The sequence below is a fragment of the Kitasatospora sp. NPDC023120 genome (assembly GCF_055560835.1).
Genome location: NZ_JBVHHY010000015.1, coordinates 101,927 through 118,394 on the forward strand (window position 1 = coordinate 101,927; position 16,468 = coordinate 118,394).

General features: G+C 72.9%; 14 protein-coding genes. 9 read left to right on the forward strand and 5 right to left on the reverse strand.

Translation table 11 applies throughout. From position 1 onward, the window contains the following. Window positions 1-33: 33 nt before the first annotated feature. Window positions 34-1,476, reverse strand: a complete 1,443-nt coding sequence (locus ACZ3TI_RS22815) for a glyceraldehyde-3-phosphate dehydrogenase (protein WP_465728947.1) — start codon at window positions 1,474-1,476, stop codon at window positions 34-36. A 315-nt stretch (window positions 1,477-1,791) separates the two neighbouring features. Here ACZ3TI_RS22815 and ACZ3TI_RS22820 point away from each other — a divergent pair, with 315 nt between their 5' ends. The 9 genes from ACZ3TI_RS22820 to ACZ3TI_RS22860 all read left to right on the forward strand — a co-directional run bounded on the left by ACZ3TI_RS22820 (window position 1,792) and on the right by ACZ3TI_RS22860 (window position 11,132). Continuing rightward, window positions 1,792-1,944, forward strand: coding sequence for a hypothetical protein (locus ACZ3TI_RS22820; protein WP_465728949.1), 153 nt, complete (start codon window positions 1,792-1,794; stop codon window positions 1,942-1,944). A gap of 3 nt (window positions 1,945-1,947) precedes the next feature. Continuing rightward, on the forward strand, window positions 1,948-2,085 hold the full coding sequence (locus ACZ3TI_RS22825; RefSeq protein ID WP_465728951.1) for a hypothetical protein: 138 nt from the start codon (window positions 1,948-1,950) through the stop codon (window positions 2,083-2,085). A gap of 182 nt (window positions 2,086-2,267) precedes the next feature. Further along, the gene (locus ACZ3TI_RS22830; RefSeq protein ID WP_465728952.1) at window positions 2,268-4,457 is read left to right on the forward strand and encodes a UvrD-helicase domain-containing protein; all 2,190 of its coding nucleotides are present in this window, start codon (window positions 2,268-2,270) and stop codon (window positions 4,455-4,457) included. 136 nt (window positions 4,458-4,593) lie between these two features. Then, entirely contained in the window at window positions 4,594-5,064 is a 471-nt protein-coding gene (locus tag ACZ3TI_RS22835; RefSeq protein WP_465728954.1) for a GreA/GreB family elongation factor, read from the forward strand. A gap of 236 nt (window positions 5,065-5,300) precedes the next feature. Then, on the forward strand, window positions 5,301-5,474 hold the full coding sequence (locus tag ACZ3TI_RS22840; protein WP_465728956.1) for a hypothetical protein: 174 nt from the start codon (window positions 5,301-5,303) through the stop codon (window positions 5,472-5,474). Between the two features lie 12 nt (window positions 5,475-5,486). Then, the gene (locus ACZ3TI_RS22845) at window positions 5,487-6,776 is read left to right on the forward strand and encodes an MFS transporter (protein ID WP_465728958.1); all 1,290 of its coding nucleotides are present in this window, start codon (window positions 5,487-5,489) and stop codon (window positions 6,774-6,776) included. After that, on the forward strand, window positions 6,764-7,726 hold the full coding sequence (fdhD, locus tag ACZ3TI_RS22850; RefSeq protein WP_465728960.1) for a formate dehydrogenase accessory sulfurtransferase FdhD: 963 nt from the start codon (window positions 6,764-6,766) through the stop codon (window positions 7,724-7,726). Before ACZ3TI_RS22845 ends, fdhD begins: the two co-directional genes overlap by 13 nt. Further along, complete coding sequence (locus ACZ3TI_RS22855; RefSeq protein WP_465728962.1) at window positions 7,727-8,638, forward strand: LysR family transcriptional regulator; 912 nt, start codon at window positions 7,727-7,729, stop codon at window positions 8,636-8,638. A gap of 181 nt (window positions 8,639-8,819) precedes the next feature. After that, window positions 8,820-11,132, forward strand: coding sequence for an FdhF/YdeP family oxidoreductase (locus tag ACZ3TI_RS22860; RefSeq protein ID WP_465729140.1), 2,313 nt, complete (start codon window positions 8,820-8,822; stop codon window positions 11,130-11,132). A 13-nt stretch (window positions 11,133-11,145) separates the two neighbouring features. On the opposite strand, the gene ACZ3TI_RS22865 is transcribed toward ACZ3TI_RS22860, so the two are convergent. The 4 genes from ACZ3TI_RS22865 to ACZ3TI_RS22880 form a co-directional block, all read right to left on the reverse strand. Then, entirely contained in the window at window positions 11,146-12,447 is a 1,302-nt protein-coding gene (locus ACZ3TI_RS22865; protein WP_465728964.1) for a YhgE/Pip domain-containing protein, read from the reverse strand. A gap of 686 nt (window positions 12,448-13,133) precedes the next feature. Then, window positions 13,134-14,174: an AraC-like ligand-binding domain-containing protein gene (locus tag ACZ3TI_RS22870; RefSeq protein ID WP_465728966.1), complete on the reverse strand. Its 1,041-nt coding sequence runs from the start codon at window positions 14,172-14,174 to the stop codon at window positions 13,134-13,136. 92 nt (window positions 14,175-14,266) lie between these two features. Then, a complete protein-coding gene (locus ACZ3TI_RS22875; protein WP_465728968.1) occupies window positions 14,267-15,283 on the reverse strand; it encodes an alpha/beta hydrolase in 1,017 nt (338 codons plus the stop codon). Window positions 15,284-15,378: 95 nt separating this feature from the next. Next, the gene (locus ACZ3TI_RS22880) at window positions 15,379-16,350 is read right to left on the reverse strand and encodes an AraC-like ligand-binding domain-containing protein (protein WP_465728970.1); all 972 of its coding nucleotides are present in this window, start codon (window positions 16,348-16,350) and stop codon (window positions 15,379-15,381) included. Between the last annotated feature and the right edge of the window lie 118 nt (window positions 16,351-16,468).

Below are 16,468 nucleotides of genomic sequence, written 5' to 3' on the forward strand. Positions count from 1 at the left end.
GTCACCGCCCCGTCGCACAGCCCGACCGGCGTATCAGACCGCCGGAGCCGGGTAGGTCGGGTACTCGACACCCGAGATGTACTGCACGACCCGGACGACCTGGCACGAGTAGCCGAACTCGTTGTCGTACCACAGGTACAGGATCGCGTTGTCGCCCTCGACCTTGGTCGCGCCGGCGTCCACGATCGAGGCGTGGCGCGAGCCGATGAAGTCGCTGGAGACCGCGTCGGGCGAGTCGATGAAGTCGATCTGGCGCTTCAGCGGCGAGGTCAGCGAGACGTTGCGCAGGTACTCCAGGACGTCCTCGCGGTTGGTCTCCCGCTTGAGCTGGAGGTTGAGGATCGCGATGGAGACGTCCGGCACCGGAACGCGGATCGAGCTGCCGGTGATCTTCGCCTTGAGGTCCGGCAGGGCCTTGGCGACGGCCGAGGCGGCACCGGTCTCGGTGATCACCATGTTCAGCGGCGCCGAGCGGCCGCGACGGTCGGCCTTGTGGTAGTTGTCCAGCAGGTTCTGGTCGTTGGTGAACGAGTGGACGGTCTCCACGTGGCCGCGGACCACACCGTACTCGTCCTCCATCGCCTTCAGCGGCGGGACGATGGCGTTGGTGGTGCAGGAGGCGCAGGAGATGATCTGCTCGTCCGGCTTGATCATGTCGTGGTTGACGCCGTGCACGATGTTCGGGACGTCGCCCTTGCCCGGAGCGGTCAGCACGACCTTGGCGATGCCGGGGCGCAGGTGCTTCGACAGACCCTCGCGGTCACGCCACCTGCCGGTGTTGTCGATCAGGATCGCGTCCTTGATCCCGTACTCCGTGTAGTCGACCTCGCTCGGGTCGTTGGAGTAGATCACCGTGATCTCGTTGCCGTTGACGACGATCTTGTTGTTCGCCTCGTCGACGGTGATCGTGCCCTGGAACTGGCCGTGGATGGAGTCGCGACGCAGCAGCGAGGCGCGCTTGACCAGGTCATCGCCGCCGCCGTTGCGCACGACGATGGCCTTCAGCCGCAGGCCGTTGGCCGAGGCCTTCTCGATCAGCAGTCGCGCGACCAGCCGGCCGATGCGGCCGAAACCGTACAGCACGACGTCCTGGGCGGACCGGCGCTCCAGCTTGTTCTCGCCGGTGGCACCCGCGACGGCCTGGGCGGTGAACTCCTCCACCGACAGACCGCGGTCGTCCGCCTTGTAGGTGGCGGCGAGCATGCCGATGTCGATCTGCGAGGGGCCGAGGTCCAGGGCGGTCAGCGCGCTCAGGAACGGCATCGTCTCGGTGACCGAGAGCTCCTCGCCCGCTATCTGCCGGGCAAAGCGGTGCGTCTTGAGGATGCTGACCACCGACTTGTTCACCAGGGAACGGCTGTGGCACAGAACGGTGACGTCCCGCTCCCGGTGCAGCCGCCCGATGATCGGGATCATCGACTCCGCGATCTCCTCGCGGTTCTTCCAGTCCGTGAACACGTCGTCGTTGACAGTCACAAGTCCATCTTTCGAGCTGAGGGTGTTGCCCACATGGTAGCTTCGCCCGCTCCCCGCCCAGCGGCCGGGCCCACCTCACCCGCCCGCCGCCACCCCTCCCACCTGCGCTTTCCCCGAGGCCTCCACCCCCAAAGGTGATCACCGCCACCCTCACCCCACACGGTCTACCCGGATAGAACGCCCCACCCCCGGTACCCCCCGCGGGGACCGCTCGGCACTACTCGGCGTCGACGAGCAGGTCGCCCCCGAAGACGCCGGACGCTGCGGTCGGTCACCGACCGGGCCGGCAGTCGGTCAGGGCCTGCCGGACGACGGATGATCATCAGCGACCTCGCGAAGAAGCAGACCGGCGACGACACCTGCCGGGAGGCGGTGGCCCCGGCCCGCACCCTCGTGCCGGACCGGGCGGACGTCACCCGGGCCGCCGTCCTGATCCTCGGTCCGCACCAACTCGGCCTCTGGCGCTAGCTGTTGGCCGACCAGGAGGTGCCCGACGCCCGGTGGGTGCTGACCTGCCTGGAGGCCCTCCGGGCCGTCGACCGGGACGGTGGCCGGCTTCGGCTGGAACCGGTGCTGCCGGAACTGCTGGTCGCGCCGCTGATCCGGTGACCGGGGGCCGACCGGGTGGGACGGTCCGGCGAAATGCCCCGGCCGGTGGCGGGCCGCTCGAATCGGGCGTCCCATCGCCGGCCGGCCGGGCGGACGGCAGCCGTGCGTACGCGTCCCGGGTGATCGTCGGGGCCGGATACAGTGATCGCACGCCCGAACGGACAGAAGCACGAGGGGGCCGCGTGGCGACGCTGGGCATGCACCGGGACTTCCTGATGGAGTTCGCGGCCTTGGAGAAGTCGGTGCAGCGGAGGGTCTTCGAAACCTTCGAGAAGTTCACTGGGGCAACGCACGCCGGCGCGCACTTGGAAAAGATCACCCATCAGCGGGACCCCAGGATCCGGACCATCCGGATCACCGACTTCTGGCGCGGTGTCGTCCTCAAGGCCGACCGGGGTGACGGCTACCTGCTGCTGAAGGTCCTCCCGCACGACAAGGCCAACGACTGGGCGTGCAAGCACCGGGCCTCGGTCAACGCCGCGACCCAGGGCGTGGAAATTCGCAACGACGTCGCGCTGGAGCGGGCCACGGAGTCGCTGCGGACCCGGGCCTCGGACGAGCCCCGGCGGCTGTTCGCCGACCGGTCCGACAAGGTCCTGCGCAGTCTGGGCGTCGACGAGGAGATCCTGCCGATCATCCGGCTGCTGCCCGACGAGGCGCACCTGGAGGCGCTCCACCGGGTCCTGCCGGAGCAGCAGTTCGACGTGCTGATCGGCCTGGCCAGCGGAATGGAGCCGGCCGACATCGACCGCGAGATCGTCCAGGCGTACGCGCGGGCGGCGGCCCCGGCGGCCGCGCGGTCCGGGGACGGACTGGTCTCGGCGATGGCCCACGCGCGCGGCCGGGTCGCCCTGGTGTCCTGCCCCGAGGAGCTCCTGGAGATCCTGGAGCGCCCGTTCGACGCCTGGCGGATATTCCTGCACCCGGCCCAGTACCGGATCGCCTACCGGGACTCGTTCAACGGGCCCGCCCGGGTCAGCGGCGGCCCGGGGACCGGCAAGACGGTGGTGGCCCTGCACCGGACCTACCACCTGGCGCGCCGGCTGCCGCCGGACGCCCCCGACGGGTCGGTCCTGCTCACCACCTACACCGAGGACCTGGCCGCGGAGTTGGAGCGCTGCCTTGCCCTGCTCATCACGGACCAGCGGATCAGGGCGAAGGTCCGGGTGGTCACCATCGACGCGCTGGCCGACGAGGTGCTCCGCCGGTCCCCGGGCGGCGCCCCGCCGAAGCTCGCCGTCGACCAGCGCGCGCTCCTCGCCCGCTGGGGGCGGATCGCCCGGCGGCTCGGGCTCGAATTCACCGATGTCTTCCTCGACCAGGAGTGGCGGCAGGTTGTCCTGGCCCAGGCGGTCGAGAGCGAGGAGCAGTACCTGAAGGCACCGCGGACCGGCCGGGGCACCCCCCTCGGTCCGCTGCAGAAGGCCCAGCTGTGGAGCGCGGTGGCCGCGTTCGAGGAGGAGCTGCGGCGGGCCGGGGAGTGGACGTTCCTGCAGGCCTGCGCGCGGGCCGCGCGGGCACTGGACGAGCGGGCACTGGACGAGCGGGCACCGGACGGGCGGCGGGACGGCCTGTTCCGGCATGTGGTGGTCGACGAGGCGCAGGACCTGCACCCCGCGCAGTGGCGGTTCCTGCGCGCGCTCGTCGCGCCCGGGCCGGACGACCTGTTCCTCGCCGGCGACCCGCACCAGCGGATCTACGGGAACAACCGGGTCTCGCTGCGCGCGCTCGGGATCCAGGTGGTCGGGCGCTCGTCCCGGCTGCGGGTCAGCTACCGGACCACGCACGAGATCCTCAGCTGGTCCGCCTCCCTGCTCACCGGCGAGCGCCCGGACGACCTGGACGGCGGGGAGGACACCCTGGTGGGCTACCACTCGACCCTGCACGGCGCGCACCCCGAGGCGCACGGCCACGTCGACCAGGCCGAGGAGATCCGGGCGGTCGTTGCCCGCGTCGGGGAGTGGACCGCCTCCGGCGTGAGCCCGGAGGACATCGGCGTCACCGCCCGGACCGTCCGGTTCGGCCGCGACATCGCCCGGGCCCTGGAGCGAGCCGGGACGCCCGCCCTCCTGCTCGGCGACGCGCCGTCCCCCGGCGTGCGGGTCGGGACGATGCACCGGATGAAGGGGTTGGAGTTCCGCTGCGTCGCCGTCACGGGCGTGAGCGACGGCCTGATACCGCTGCCCTCCGCGCTCACCCCGGAGGACGCGGACCCGCAGCAGCACCGGGAGGACCTGAACGGCGAGCTGAACCTGCTCTTCGTCGCGTGCACCCGGGCCCGGGAAGCGCTCTCCGTGTCCTGGCACGGGGAACCGAGCGGTTTCCTCCGGCCGGTCGTGCCGGGGCAGCGGGCGACCACGACGATCGGGTGAGCCCGCCCCGGCACCGGCCCCGTCTCGGGAGGAACTGCTTGGGAGTTGCCCGGGGAGGAGTTGCCCGGGCTGCGGCGGGGTGGGGTAATGGGAGCGTCCGGTGTTTGAGCGTTTCGCGAGAGACCCGGGAGCAGGCATGACCGGCGGTCCCGAACCCATCAGTGCCGAGGGCCTGCACGCGGTGCAGGAGGAGTTGGCGCAACTGCGGGCGGAGCGGGGGGAGGTGGCCGCGACGCTTCGTGGGGTGGAGCCGGTGGGGGATCGGGCGGATGCGGCGGACGAGTTGCAGCGGGCGTCGGAGGTGACGCGGCTGGACCGGCGGATCGCCGAGCTGGAGGGGCGGCTGCGGGAGGCGTCGGTCGCCGGGGCCCCGTCCACGGAGACGGTGGGGGTGGGGTCGACCGTCACCGTGCGGTTCGCGGACGGCGAGGAGGAGACCGTCGAGATCGCGGAGCTCGCCGAGGAGCGGGAGCTGACCCTGGTGACCGCCGACAGCCCGCTCGGGAAGGCGCTGCTCGGGCGCCACGCCGGGGAGACGGTGAACTACGAGACACCGGGCGGCGCGACCAGCGCGGTCGTGGTGTCGGTGGGGCCGGGTGCGGGCTAGGGAATTCCCGATCGCCCGTCCTTCGGCGATATCCCGGAATCCATCGGAGATGCCCGGAAAGCCGCGCCGAAAGCCCGATAAGCGCCCCCGACTGGCGCCCCGATTAGCGCCCCAATTACCGCCCAGATAAGCGTCGCCTATCAGGTCACAGGAATTGCCTCTTTGACGTGCCGCGACCTCGCACAACACACTGGAAGGAGAGATCCAGGAAACCCGGAAATGGGGCGGCACAGCGCATGGGCATCATCGACGACCCGGTCGACGACCTCTCCGCCGCCCTGCCGGGTATCGACGCCCCGGAGTTCTTCCACGGGCATTCCTTTTTCGAACTCGCCGGGAAATCCGACCACCGCGACACGCCCACCTCGAAGGCGGTACTCAGCCGCCCGCAACCGGCCCCGGCCGGCTGACGGGGCCAGCACATGCGCACCCCCGACTGCTGGCTCCCTGCGGCGGCCGCCGTGGCCGTCGCCGCCTGGGGCGCGAACCAGTTCACCGCCCTGGCGACCGTCTACCGGGCGCGCACCGACTGGTCGGCGCTGTCGCTGGCCGCGATGTTCTCGGTCTACCTGGTCGGGCTGGTTCCCGGCCTGCTGCTGGGCGGCCCGGCTGCGGACCGGTACGGCCGTCGGCGGGTGGTGCGCGGCGCGCTCGGCCTGTCGGCGGCCGCGAGCGCGCTGCTCGCCGTGACGGACGAGCCGACCGGGTACGTCGCCCGGCTGGCCACGGGCTTCGCGGCCGGGCTGGTGTTCCTGGCGGGGACGACCTGGATGCGGGAGCTCTCCCGTCCGTCCGTGTCGCCCGTGGCCTCGGCCCGCCGGGCGATGTACGCCACCGGGGTCGGCTTCGCGGCGGGCGCGCTGGCATCCGGCGTGCTCGCGCAGTGGCTGCCCGACCCGACGGTGCTGCCCTGCCTCGCCCACGCCGCGGCCTGCCTGCTGGTCCTGTGGGCCACCCGCCGCCTCCCGGACACCGCCGCGGCGCGCCGCCCGGCCCCGCTCGGGGAGCACCACCGCGCCGCCGTGCGCCACCCCCGGTTCCGCTACGTGGTGCTACCCGCCAGCCCCGCCGTCCTCGGCGCCGCCACCGTGGCGTACGTCGTGCTGCCGCCGCTGGTCGCCGACCGCGTGCCCGGCTACGCACCGTTGTTCGGCGGCCTGGTCGCGGCGCTGACGCTGACCATGGGCGTGGTCGCCCAGCCGTTCGCGGCCCGGCTGGACGACGCGGGCAGCGCCCGGGCCACGCTCACCGCGATGGCCACCGTGATCGCCGGACTGCTGGTCGGCGCCCTCGCCGCCGAACGCGATTCGGTCGCCCTGGTGGTCGTGGCCGCCGTCGTCCTCGGCACCGGCTACGGGCTGACGCTCGGCGCCGGGCTGCGCGAGGTGGAACGGCTGACGCCCGTGCCCTCCGGACCGACCTCCGCCTCGCTCTACCAGAGCACCACCTCCAGCGGCTTCCTCACCCCGCTGCTGCTCGCCGGCACCGCCGGCCACGCCTCCTACCCGTCGTTGCTGGCGGGCATGGCGGTCGTGGGCGTGCTCTGCATGGCGGTCACCGCCGCGCACAGCCGCCGCCATCTGCACGGGACCGGCTCCCCGGCGGTGCACCCGGGCCACCGGAGGAGCGAGGATGCAGGCGAGGATGCAGAGGATTCATCCGTACAGACCGGACCGACCCCGCCGAGGAGCCGACGACCATGGGCCGAGTGACCGTACCGCGCAGAGTGCTGCGCCTGCGCCAGGGCACGCCCTCGTACCGCCCCGACACCCTGGCCGCCGAGGAGCCGATGGAGATCCGGGTCGGCGGGCGCCCGCTGACGGTGACCATGCGCACCCCCGGCAGCGACTTCGACCTGGCGGCCGGTTTCCTGGTCAGCGAGGGCGTGCTGCACGCCGCCGAGCAGGTGGCCGGTATCCGCTACTGCGCGGGCGCCACCGCCGACGGCGGCAACACCTACAACGTCGTCGACGTCGTCCTCGCCCCCGGTGTGCCCGCTCCCGACGCTTCGCTGGAGCGCAACTTCTACACCACCTCCTCCTGCGGCCTGTGCGGCAAGGCCAGCCTGGACGCGGTGCGCACCACCGCGCCCTGGAGCGTCGCCGAGGACGGGCTGCGCGTCACCCCCGCGCTGCTCTCCGCCCTGCCCGACCGGCTGCGCGCCGCCCAGAAGGTCTTCGACAGCACCGGCGGCCTGCACGCGGCCGGCCTGTTCGACGCGGACGGGCGGCTGCTCTGCCTGCGCGAGGACGTCGGGCGGCACAACGCGGTGGACAAGGTGATCGGGCACGCCCTGCGCGAGGGGCTGCTGCCGGCCCGCGGCACGGTGCTGATGGTCAGCGGACGGGCCTCCTTCGAGCTGGTGCAGAAGGCCGTGATGGCGGGCATCCCGGTCCTCGCGGCGGTCTCCGCGCCCTCCTCGCTGGCCGTGGACCTCGCCGAGGAGACCGGACTGACACTGGTCGGCTTCCTGCGCGGCGAGTCGATGAACGTCTACACCCGCACCGACCGCATCGACACGGAGACCACCGGCGGCGCCCGGGAAGCCGGGGACACGCGAGGAGCCGACGGCGTGCGGGAAGCCGACCGCGTGCGGGAAGCCGACGGCGCGCGGGGAGCCGGGGACTCGCGGGGAGCCGGGGACGAAGGAGGCGCCCGGTAGATGCTCTTCCGCCAGCTCGAGTACCTCGTCGCCCTCGCCCGGGAGCGCCACTTCGCCCGCGCCGCCCAGGCCTGCCACGTCTCCCAGCCCGCCCTCTCCGAGGCCGTGCGCAAGCTGGAGGAGGAGCTGAAGGTGCTGCTGGTGCGGCGCGGCCGGGCCTACGAGGGCCTGACCCCCGAGGGCGAGCGGATCGTGCTCTGGGCGCAGCGGATCCTGGCCGACCGGGACGCGCTGCGGGACGAGGTCGACGCGCTGCGCACCGGTCTGAGCGGACGACTGCGGATCGGCTCGGTGCCGACCGCCTCGGGCGCCGTCTCCCTGCTCACCGGACCGCTCTGCGCCGCCCATCCGCTGGCCACCGTGGAGCTGTCCACCGACCTCCGATCCGAGGAACTCCTACGCCAGGTAAGGAACTTCGAGATCGACGCGGGCGTCACCTACCTGCCGGACCCGGGCTCCGACGACCTGCGCACGCTCCCCCTGTACGAGGAGCGGTACGTCCTGCTGACCAGCCTGGCCGACGAGCTGGCCCGGCACCCGAGGGCGACCTGGGAGGAGGCCTCCCGGCTGCCGCTGTGCCTGCTGCACACGGGCATGCAGGGCCGGCGGGTACTGGACGAGGTGTTCGCAGGCGTCGGGCTGGCGCCGACCCCGCGGGTCGAGACGGACTCGGTGGCTTCGCTCTTCGCGCACGTGCGGACCGGACACTGGGCGAGCGTCGTGCCGTACGCCTGGCTGCACGTGTTCGGCGTGCCGCACGGAATGCAGGCCGTGCCACTGGTGGAGCCGGTGCTCAGCGCGCCGATCGGCCTGGTGATCGCCGCCCGGGAACCGGGCTCGGTGATGGCCCGCGCGCTGCTCGAGGTCGCCCGGCGCACCGAGATCGCCACCGTCCTCGGCAGCCTGCCATGACCTCGGAGGCTCGGGTCGCGGGCGGTGACCGCCCGGCATAGCCTCGACGGGAGCGCCAGGTGTCCGCCGACCCCGACGCGCGCGCCAGGCGTCCGCCGTACCTCGACGGGAGCGCCGGGTGTCCGCCGAGCCCCGACCCGTGCGACGGAAGGCGATTCCCGTGACCACCTCCGATGATGCCGTGAGCACCTCCGGCGAGAGCGCGCCCGCCGCCCCGAAGGAGGAGGTCGGTCCCTCCCCCGACGGCGCGCCGCGGTTCGCGCCGTACCACCACCCCGCCGCGGGCTGGGGCGCGGCGAAGAGCGTGACCCGCTTCCTGGCCCGCGAGGGCGCGTACGTGGACGGGCCACGGGCGGTCATGCGGATGAACCACGAGAACACCGGCTTCGACTGCCCCGGCTGCGCCTGGCCCGACGACACCAAGGGCCTGCACCTGGACATCTGCGAGAACGGCATCAAGCACGTCACCTGGGAGATGACCCGCAAGCGGGTCGGTCGCGAGTTCTTCGCCGCCCACTCGGTGACCGAGCTGTCCGGGTGGAGCGACTTCGCTCTCGAGAACCAGGGCCGGCTCACCGAGCCGATGGTCTACGACGCCGCCACCGACCACTACGTGCCGATCGGCTGGAAGGACGCCTTCGACCTGGTCGGCCGGACGCTGCGCGGGCTGGACGACCCCGACCAGGCGGCGTTCTACACCTCCGGGCGGCTCGGCAACGAGGCGACCTTCCTGTACCAGCTGATGGCCCGCGAGCTGGGCACCAACAACCTGCCCGACTGCTCCAACATGTGCCACGAGGCCAGCGGACGGGCCCTGCAGGCCGCGCTCGGCACCGGGAAGGGCACGGTCGACCTCAAGGACTGGGAGGTCACCGACGCGCTGTTCATCCTGGGCGTCAACGCGGCCTCCAACGCGCCCCGGATGCTCACCGCGCTCGCCGAGGCGTTCCAGCGGGGCGCGCAGATCGTGCACGTCAACCCGCTGGTCGAGGCGGCGGCGACCCGGACGATCATCCCGCACGACTTCACGGACATGGCGCTGAACAGGTCCACCCGCACCAGCACGCTCAACCTCCAGCCGCGCATCGGCGGCGACATGGCGCTGCTGCGCGGCATGGCGAAGGCCGTCCTGGAGCAGTCCGCGACCGACGAGAAGGCGCTGGACCGGCTGTTCATCGACCGCCACACCACCGGCTTCGAGGCCTACCGGGACGTCTGCGAGTCCACGCCCTGGGAGGAGATCGAGCGCCAGAGCGGGCTCGACCGGGCCGGCATCCTCAAGGCCGCGCGGATCTACCGCGACGCCGACCGGTCGATCTTCAGCTGGTGCCTGGGCGTCACCCAGCACGAGCACGGCGTGGACACCGTCCGGGAGATCGTCAACCTGCTGCTGCTGCGCGGCAACCTGGGCCGGGAGGGCGCCGGGCCCTCCCCCGTGCGCGGGCACAGCAACGTCCAGGGCAACCGCACCTGCGGCATCGACCACCGGCCGACGGGGGCGTTCCTGGACCGGCTCGCCGAGGTGTGCGGGATCGAGCCGCCGCGCGAGCACGGGCTGGACACCGTCGGCACCGTCGAGGCGATGCAGCGCGGTGCGGTCAGGGTCTTCGTCGGCATGGGCGGCAACTTCGCGCTCGCCGCACCGGACTCGCCCTACACCTACGAGGCCCTGCGCAAGTGCGAGCTGACCGTCCAGGTGAGCACCAAGCTGAACCGCAGCCACCTGGTGCACGGCCGCAGCGCGCTGATCCTGCCGTGCCTGGGCCGCACCGAGAAGGACCACCAGCGCGGCGGGGTGCAGTCCACCTCGGTCGAGGACTCCATGAGCATGGTTCATCTCTCGGTCGGCATGAAGAAACCGGCCTCATCGCACCTGCTCTCCGAGCCCGCGATCATCGCCGGGATGGCCCGCGCGGCGCTGCCGGACAGCCCCACCCCGTGGGAGTGGTACATCGAGGACTACGACCGGATCCGCGACACCATGGCGCAGGTCCTGGACGGCTTCGAGGACTTCAACCGCCGGGTGCGGCTGCCGCTGGGCTTCCGGATCAAGCAGCCGGCCCGCGAGCTGGTCTTCCTGACCCCCTCCGGGAAGGCCGAGTTCTCCACCGCCCCGCTGCCCGACGTCGTCCCCGAGCCCGGCACCCTGGCGCTCGGCACGATGCGCTCGCACGACCAGTGGAACACCACCATCTACTCGGACAACGACCGCTACCGGGGCGTGAAGAACCTGCGCACCCTGGTCTTCCTGAACAAGGACGACATGCGCGAGCGCGGCATCGCCGAGTTCGACCGGGTGGACGTCACCAGCACCGCCCGGGACGGCAGCACCCGCTCGGTGACCGGCTACCTGGCCGTCCCGTACGACATCCCGCGCGGCTGCGCGGCCGGGTACATGCCGGAGATGAACGTGCTGTGCGCGATCGGCGACCACAGCACGCAGAGCGACCAGCCGATCATGAAGCACCTCAAGGTGACCGTGACGAAGTCCTGAACGCCCGGTGAGCTCAGTCGGCCGGCTGGGGTGTCCAGCGGTGCAGGCCCTTGCGGTCGTAGTAACGGGTCATCCCGAAGCCGAACACCAGGGCCAGCACCACGCCGACGGCGATCATGATCCAGCCGCGGGCCAGGCCGGCGTCACCCCGGGCGTCGAAGAACAGGATCGCCCTGATGCCGTCGCTGAGCTGGCGCATCGGCTCGAAGACGCTCAGGAAGCGGTAGAAGCCTGGCACCGCCTGCAGCGGGACGGTCGCGCCGGAGGAGGGCAGCGCCAGCGCGATGAACACGAACATCGACACCAGCTGCCCGATGCCGCCGAACGCGGCGTTGATCGCCTGCACCCCGAGGCCGACGGCCAGGCTCGCGCAGTAGGCGAAGAGCCAGAGCATCGCCTGGTGCGGGGCGTCCATGCCGAGGACGCCGACCGCGCCGAGCATCACCAGGGAGGTGGTGAGCAGCATGATCCCGGCCGTCATGATCATCTTGAGCAGCAGGGTCTGGGTGCGGTCGATCGGGACGGTCGGACGGCGGGTGTGCCAGGGGCCGATCTCGCTGTCGCTGTAGCCGAGCGCGCCGTCGACGCCGCTGTGGATGATGTTGCCGCCGATGAAGCCGGTCAGAACGGCCAGCAAAGTGAAGTAGAAGGCGCTCAGGCCGAGCCCGCTATGGCTGCCGATCGGCTGACCGACCTGGGTGACCACGGCGAAGGGGTCGGCGAGCAGCAGGCGCGCGGTGGCGCCGGTGTCCGGACCCGGGGCGGGCGCGGGCGGGACGGCGGCCAGCAGCTCCCGGCCGGCCACCTGGGAGGCCTGGTGGACGGCGTTCTGGGAGATCTGCGCGGCCATCGAGGAGCCGAGGCTGCCCAGGCCGGGGTTGGTCAGCACGGTCACGGTCGGCCGCTCGGTGGCGCCGCCGGTGACCAGCGCGGTGACGGCGGCGGTGAAATCCTTGGGGACGACCAGCGCGCCGTAGACCTTGCCCGAGGCGAGCTGCTCGCGCAGACCGGCCTCGTCCACCTGCCGCCACTCGACGGTGCTGTCGGGCGTGCCGGCCACGATCGCCCTGGTCAGCTGCGTGCCGAGGTTCGCCGGCTGACCGGGCGGCGGCGCGCCCTGGTCCGCGTTCACCAGGGCGATGGGCAGCCGGTGCAGGTGCCCGGACGGGTTCACGATGCCGCCCATGTAGAGCAGCGAGAGCACGATGGCCAGCAGGCCGCACAGGATGCTCGGGAAGAGCCACAGCTTCGGGTGCCGGGCGAGCGCCAGCGCCCGGGCCTGCCGGGGAGCCTCCGGGGAACCTTCGGTCGCCATGCCACCCCTCGGGTTCGGGCACAACCTGGTGCCGCTGCTCTGCCGGTACGGCGGGAAGTCGTTCCGTGGCGACCGGACGTCCAAACCCGCGTCACCCGGGTGGGTGTCACCCGAAGCCGCGCGGGCCGGGGAGGTGGCGGGGGCAGCGCCGTCCGGGCCACAGTTGTCCCTACCCCCGCCTGCCCTCGCACACCTCCGGCACGCGGTAACCCACTCCCCCCGGCTCGACTCGCCGACGCGAACGTCGGTTCGGTCGGTTCAGCACGCGGCTTCGCCCTGCCCATACGCGCCGTGAGGCGACCTCATGGGGGCGCGCATGAGCGCACCTCATGGGGCTGCGCATGAGGTGCGCTCATGGGGCTGCGCATGAGGCGACCTCATGTGTCCCGCCCATGAGAGTTCCTCATGAGGGAGCCCCATGAAGAACTCTCATGGGCGGCCTCATGAGGACAACTCATGCGCGGGCCGGCTCATGAGACAGCCTCATGGGCTCCGCATGAGTAGCTCTCATGGGCCCCGCACCGCCGCGCGCCGATCCGCCGTGCCCGCCTGCGGGGAAGCACTGCCGCGCGTCTCCGACCCGCCCCGCCCGCGCGGGGCCATGGGAGGAACTCATGACCACTCACGCCACCCTCGACCCCAAGGCACCCACGCCGCCGCCGGGGCGAGCAGGCCGGGCCCTCCGCTCACACCGCGACGCCGTATCCCGACGGCAGGCCCGTCGTCCCCGGCTCGGCGCCCGCCGCGGGCAGGTGCAGCGCGGCCGGGGTGAGGGCCGGACCGGCGCCGGCCTGCCACTCGCGCGGGGAGACGCCGTAGGCGGCGCGGAACGCCCGGCTGAAGTGACTGGCGCTCACGAAGCCCCAGCGGCCGGCGACCGCCGCCATGCTCGGCCGGCCCGGCCCGGGACGGGCCAGGTCCCGGCGGGACATGTCCAGCCGCTGGCGCCGGATCCAGCGGGCGACCGTCACCCCCTCGAAGCGGAAGAGCTTGTGGAGGTACCGCACCGACACGTGGTGGGCCGCCGCGATCCGCTCGGGCGAGAGGTCCGGGTCGCCCAGGTGGCGCAGGATGTGGTCCTTCACCCGGGCCAGGGTGGCGAGTGCCGCCTCGGGCGCCTCCGGGACGGACCGGCCGCGGCGCTCGTGGGCGAGCACCGTGAGCAGGTCGAGCGCGGTGGCGGCGAGCCAGGAGGCCGGCTGCAGCTCCATCGAACCGGCCGCCCCGGAGAGGCACTCCAGGTAGGCGGCGACCAGTCGGGCAGTGCCGTCGGCGGTGTCGAAGGCCGTCGCGGTCAGCACCCGCAGGTCCTCCTCGGAGACGCCCCCGGCCGACCGCGGCCAGTGGAAGGCCGTGAAGAGGAAGGGCTCCGGAAGCTCCTTGGTGAACGGCCTCCCGGCGTCGGAGATCGCGAAGGTGCCCGGGCGCAGCTCCACCCGGTGGCCGTTCTGGACCAGCCGGGCGGTACCGCGGTGCTGGAGCGCCAGGGTGAGGTGGTCCTCGCCGCCGCGGGCGATCAGCTCCGCGCTGCGCTCGACCCGCTGCGGACCGGCCTGCACCAGGGAGACCCGGGTGGCGCCCAGGCTGTGGCTGGTGATCGTCGCGGGGGCGGGCGCGCTGTCGAGCAGCGTCACGTCCAGCGGCATGAAGGTGTGGGAGACGGCCTCGTGCCAGTACTCGGCGCGGTCGGCGGGTGGTACCAGGGCGGTGTCGAGAACGACGGACATCGGTACTCCTCGAACAGCTGTCGACCGGACCCGCCGAACCGGTGTCGCGGTGTCGGGTGGGCGCGGACCCTTGTCGGGGCGGTGGGACGGGGTCACCAGGAACGGCCGTGCAGGGCGACGTGCACGGTGTCGACGGCCTGGATCAGCGCGGCCCGAGCGGTGCTCGTGGGACAGCTCGCGCCGATCAGGAGGAAGCCGTGGACGGCCCCCTGGTAGCGCATCGCCACCACCGGGACCCCGGCCGCGCGGAGCCTGGCCGCGTAGGCCTCGCCCTCGTCCCGCAGCACGTCGGCCTCGGCGGTGACCACGAGGGCCGGCGGCAGCCCGGCGAGTTGGTCCAGAGAAGCCCGCAGCGGCGCGGCGGTGGCCTCGCTTCGCCGGTCCGCCTCGGGCAGGTAGTCGTCCCAGAACCGTCGCATGTGGTCGCGGTGCAGGAAGTAGCCCGCCGCGAACCGCCGGTAGGAGGGCGTGTCGAAGTCGGCGTCGGTGACCGGGCACAACAGCACCTGGTGGGCCAGCGGCACGTCGCCGCGCTCCCGGGCCAGCAGGGTCACCGCCGCCACCAGGTTGGCCCCGGCGGAGTCGCCGACGGCGGCCATCCGCCGCCCCGCCAGTCCGATCTCGTGGCCGTGCGCGTGGATCCAGCGGGCCACGGCGTAGCACTGCTCGACGGCCACCGGGTAGCGGGCCGCGGGCGCTCGGGCGTAGTCCACGTAGACCACGGCGGCGTCGGTGCCCAGGGCGAACTCCCGGATCAGCCGGGCGTAGCAGGCGGCGTCGCCGAGGGACCAGCCGAGGCCGGGCAGGAACAGCACGACGGGGCTGGGCTCGGTGGCGCCGACGGGTCTGGTCACCTGGACGTGCACCCGTCCGGTCGGTCCGCAGGGCAGGGCGAGCCACTCCGTCGTGGTGCCGTACGGGTCGTCCTGGTCCCCGTAAGGCTCGTCGGCGGGCTCGTCGGCCGGCCCGCCGGCCGGAGGACCGTCCGGGGCGAGGAAGGAGAGGTCCGGCGGTTCCGTCGCGGCCCGGCCGGCTCGGGCGTCCAGGAACTCCTGGAGCGCCCGGTCGAGCACCGGGCGCCGGTCGGGCAGGGGGGTGGGGTCGGACAACTCTTCGCTCCTGGCTTCGGTCGACGGGCGCGGTGGCTCCGTGTGTGCCCCGGCCGTGGTGGCCTGTTCGTGCCCTTCGGCGCGCGGTCGGCTCCTCAGCCGGTTTCGTCGTGCGGGCGTGCGCGCCACTCGCGAGGCGAGACGCCGTAGGCGGCGCGGAAGGTCCGGCTGAAGTGCGCCGGGTTGACGAAGCCCCAGCGCTGGGCGACGGCCGAGACCGTGGGCGCGGTGCGGCCCCGCCGGGCCAGCTCGCGGGCGCAGGCGTCCAGGCGGAGCTGTTGGACGAGGCGGCTCACCGTCACGCCCTCGCCCTCGAAGAGCCGGTGCAGGTAGCGCACCGAGATGTGGTGGGCATGGGCGATCCTCTCGGGTGACAGGTCCGGGTCGCCCAGGTGGCGGTCGATGTACTCCCGCACCCGCCGGACCAGGTGGGCGTTCCGGGCGCCCGGCTCGTCGGCCTCCCCGACCGGCGTCAGCTGGGCGATGAGGGCGCTGAACAGGTCTACGACGCTGCCGGCCAGCCGGTCCCCGACCGGGGCGGGGTAGGAGTCCGCGCAGGCGGCGAGCACGCCCAGGAAGGGCAGGATCACCGGTCCGCACCCCTCCTCCGGGCCGACGGCCGTCGCCGAGGCGTGCCGCAGGTCGCGCTCCGGCACCCCGAGCAGCCGGCGCGGCACGTGGAACAGGTGGGTGCGAAACCGCTCCGGGTAGTCCACCGCGTACGGGCGCGCCGTGTCGTACAGGACCAGCGCGCCCGGCGGCACCTCCGCGCGGCGCCCGTCCTGCTCCAGGACGGCGCGGCCGGACACCTGCACGCCGACCCCGACCTGCGGCTCGCTGCGCGGCGTGCGCGCGATCAGCGCCGCCGTGCGGGAGAGCCGGGCCGCGTCGGCCTCCAGCGTGGAGATCCGCACGTACCCGAGGCGGTGCGACTCCAGGAGTCCGTCGAACGGCCGCCGGGTGAGCGGGCGCACCTCCAGCGGCACCAGGGACCGCGACACCGCTCCGCTCCAGAAGGCTGCCTTGTCACCGTCCGCGACCGACGCCGTCGTCACCTGCAAGCTCATCTGACCGTCCTTCCGCCGGAGTCCTGCGCACTCTCAGCGTGGACCGCCCGCGGGGCGGGCCGGTAGGTCATCTGACTGTCGTTCTCGACGGTACGTCACGAAGCTCGGCGAGCTGACC

Coding starts and splice junctions, on each gene's coding strand:
- ACZ3TI_RS22820 (WP_465728949.1), top strand. CDS start 1,792: ATGATCATCAGCGACCTCGCGAAGAAGCAGACCGGCGACGACACCTGC.
- ACZ3TI_RS22835 (WP_465728954.1), top strand. CDS start 4,594: ATGACCGGCGGTCCCGAACCCATCAGTGCCGAGGGCCTGCACGCGGTG.
- ACZ3TI_RS22840 (WP_465728956.1), top strand. CDS start 5,301: ATGGGCATCATCGACGACCCGGTCGACGACCTCTCCGCCGCCCTGCCG.
- ACZ3TI_RS22845 (WP_465728958.1), top strand. CDS start 5,487: ATGCGCACCCCCGACTGCTGGCTCCCTGCGGCGGCCGCCGTGGCCGTC.
- fdhD (WP_465728960.1), top strand. CDS start 6,764: ATGGGCCGAGTGACCGTACCGCGCAGAGTGCTGCGCCTGCGCCAGGGC.
- ACZ3TI_RS22855 (WP_465728962.1), top strand. CDS start 7,727: ATGCTCTTCCGCCAGCTCGAGTACCTCGTCGCCCTCGCCCGGGAGCGC.
- ACZ3TI_RS22865 (WP_465728964.1), bottom strand. CDS start 12,447: ATGGCGACCGAAGGTTCCCCGGAGGCTCCCCGGCAGGCCCGGGCGCTG.
- ACZ3TI_RS22870 (WP_465728966.1), bottom strand. CDS start 14,174: ATGTCCGTCGTTCTCGACACCGCCCTGGTACCACCCGCCGACCGCGCC.
- ACZ3TI_RS22880 (WP_465728970.1), bottom strand. CDS start 16,350: ATGAGCTTGCAGGTGACGACGGCGTCGGTCGCGGACGGTGACAAGGCA.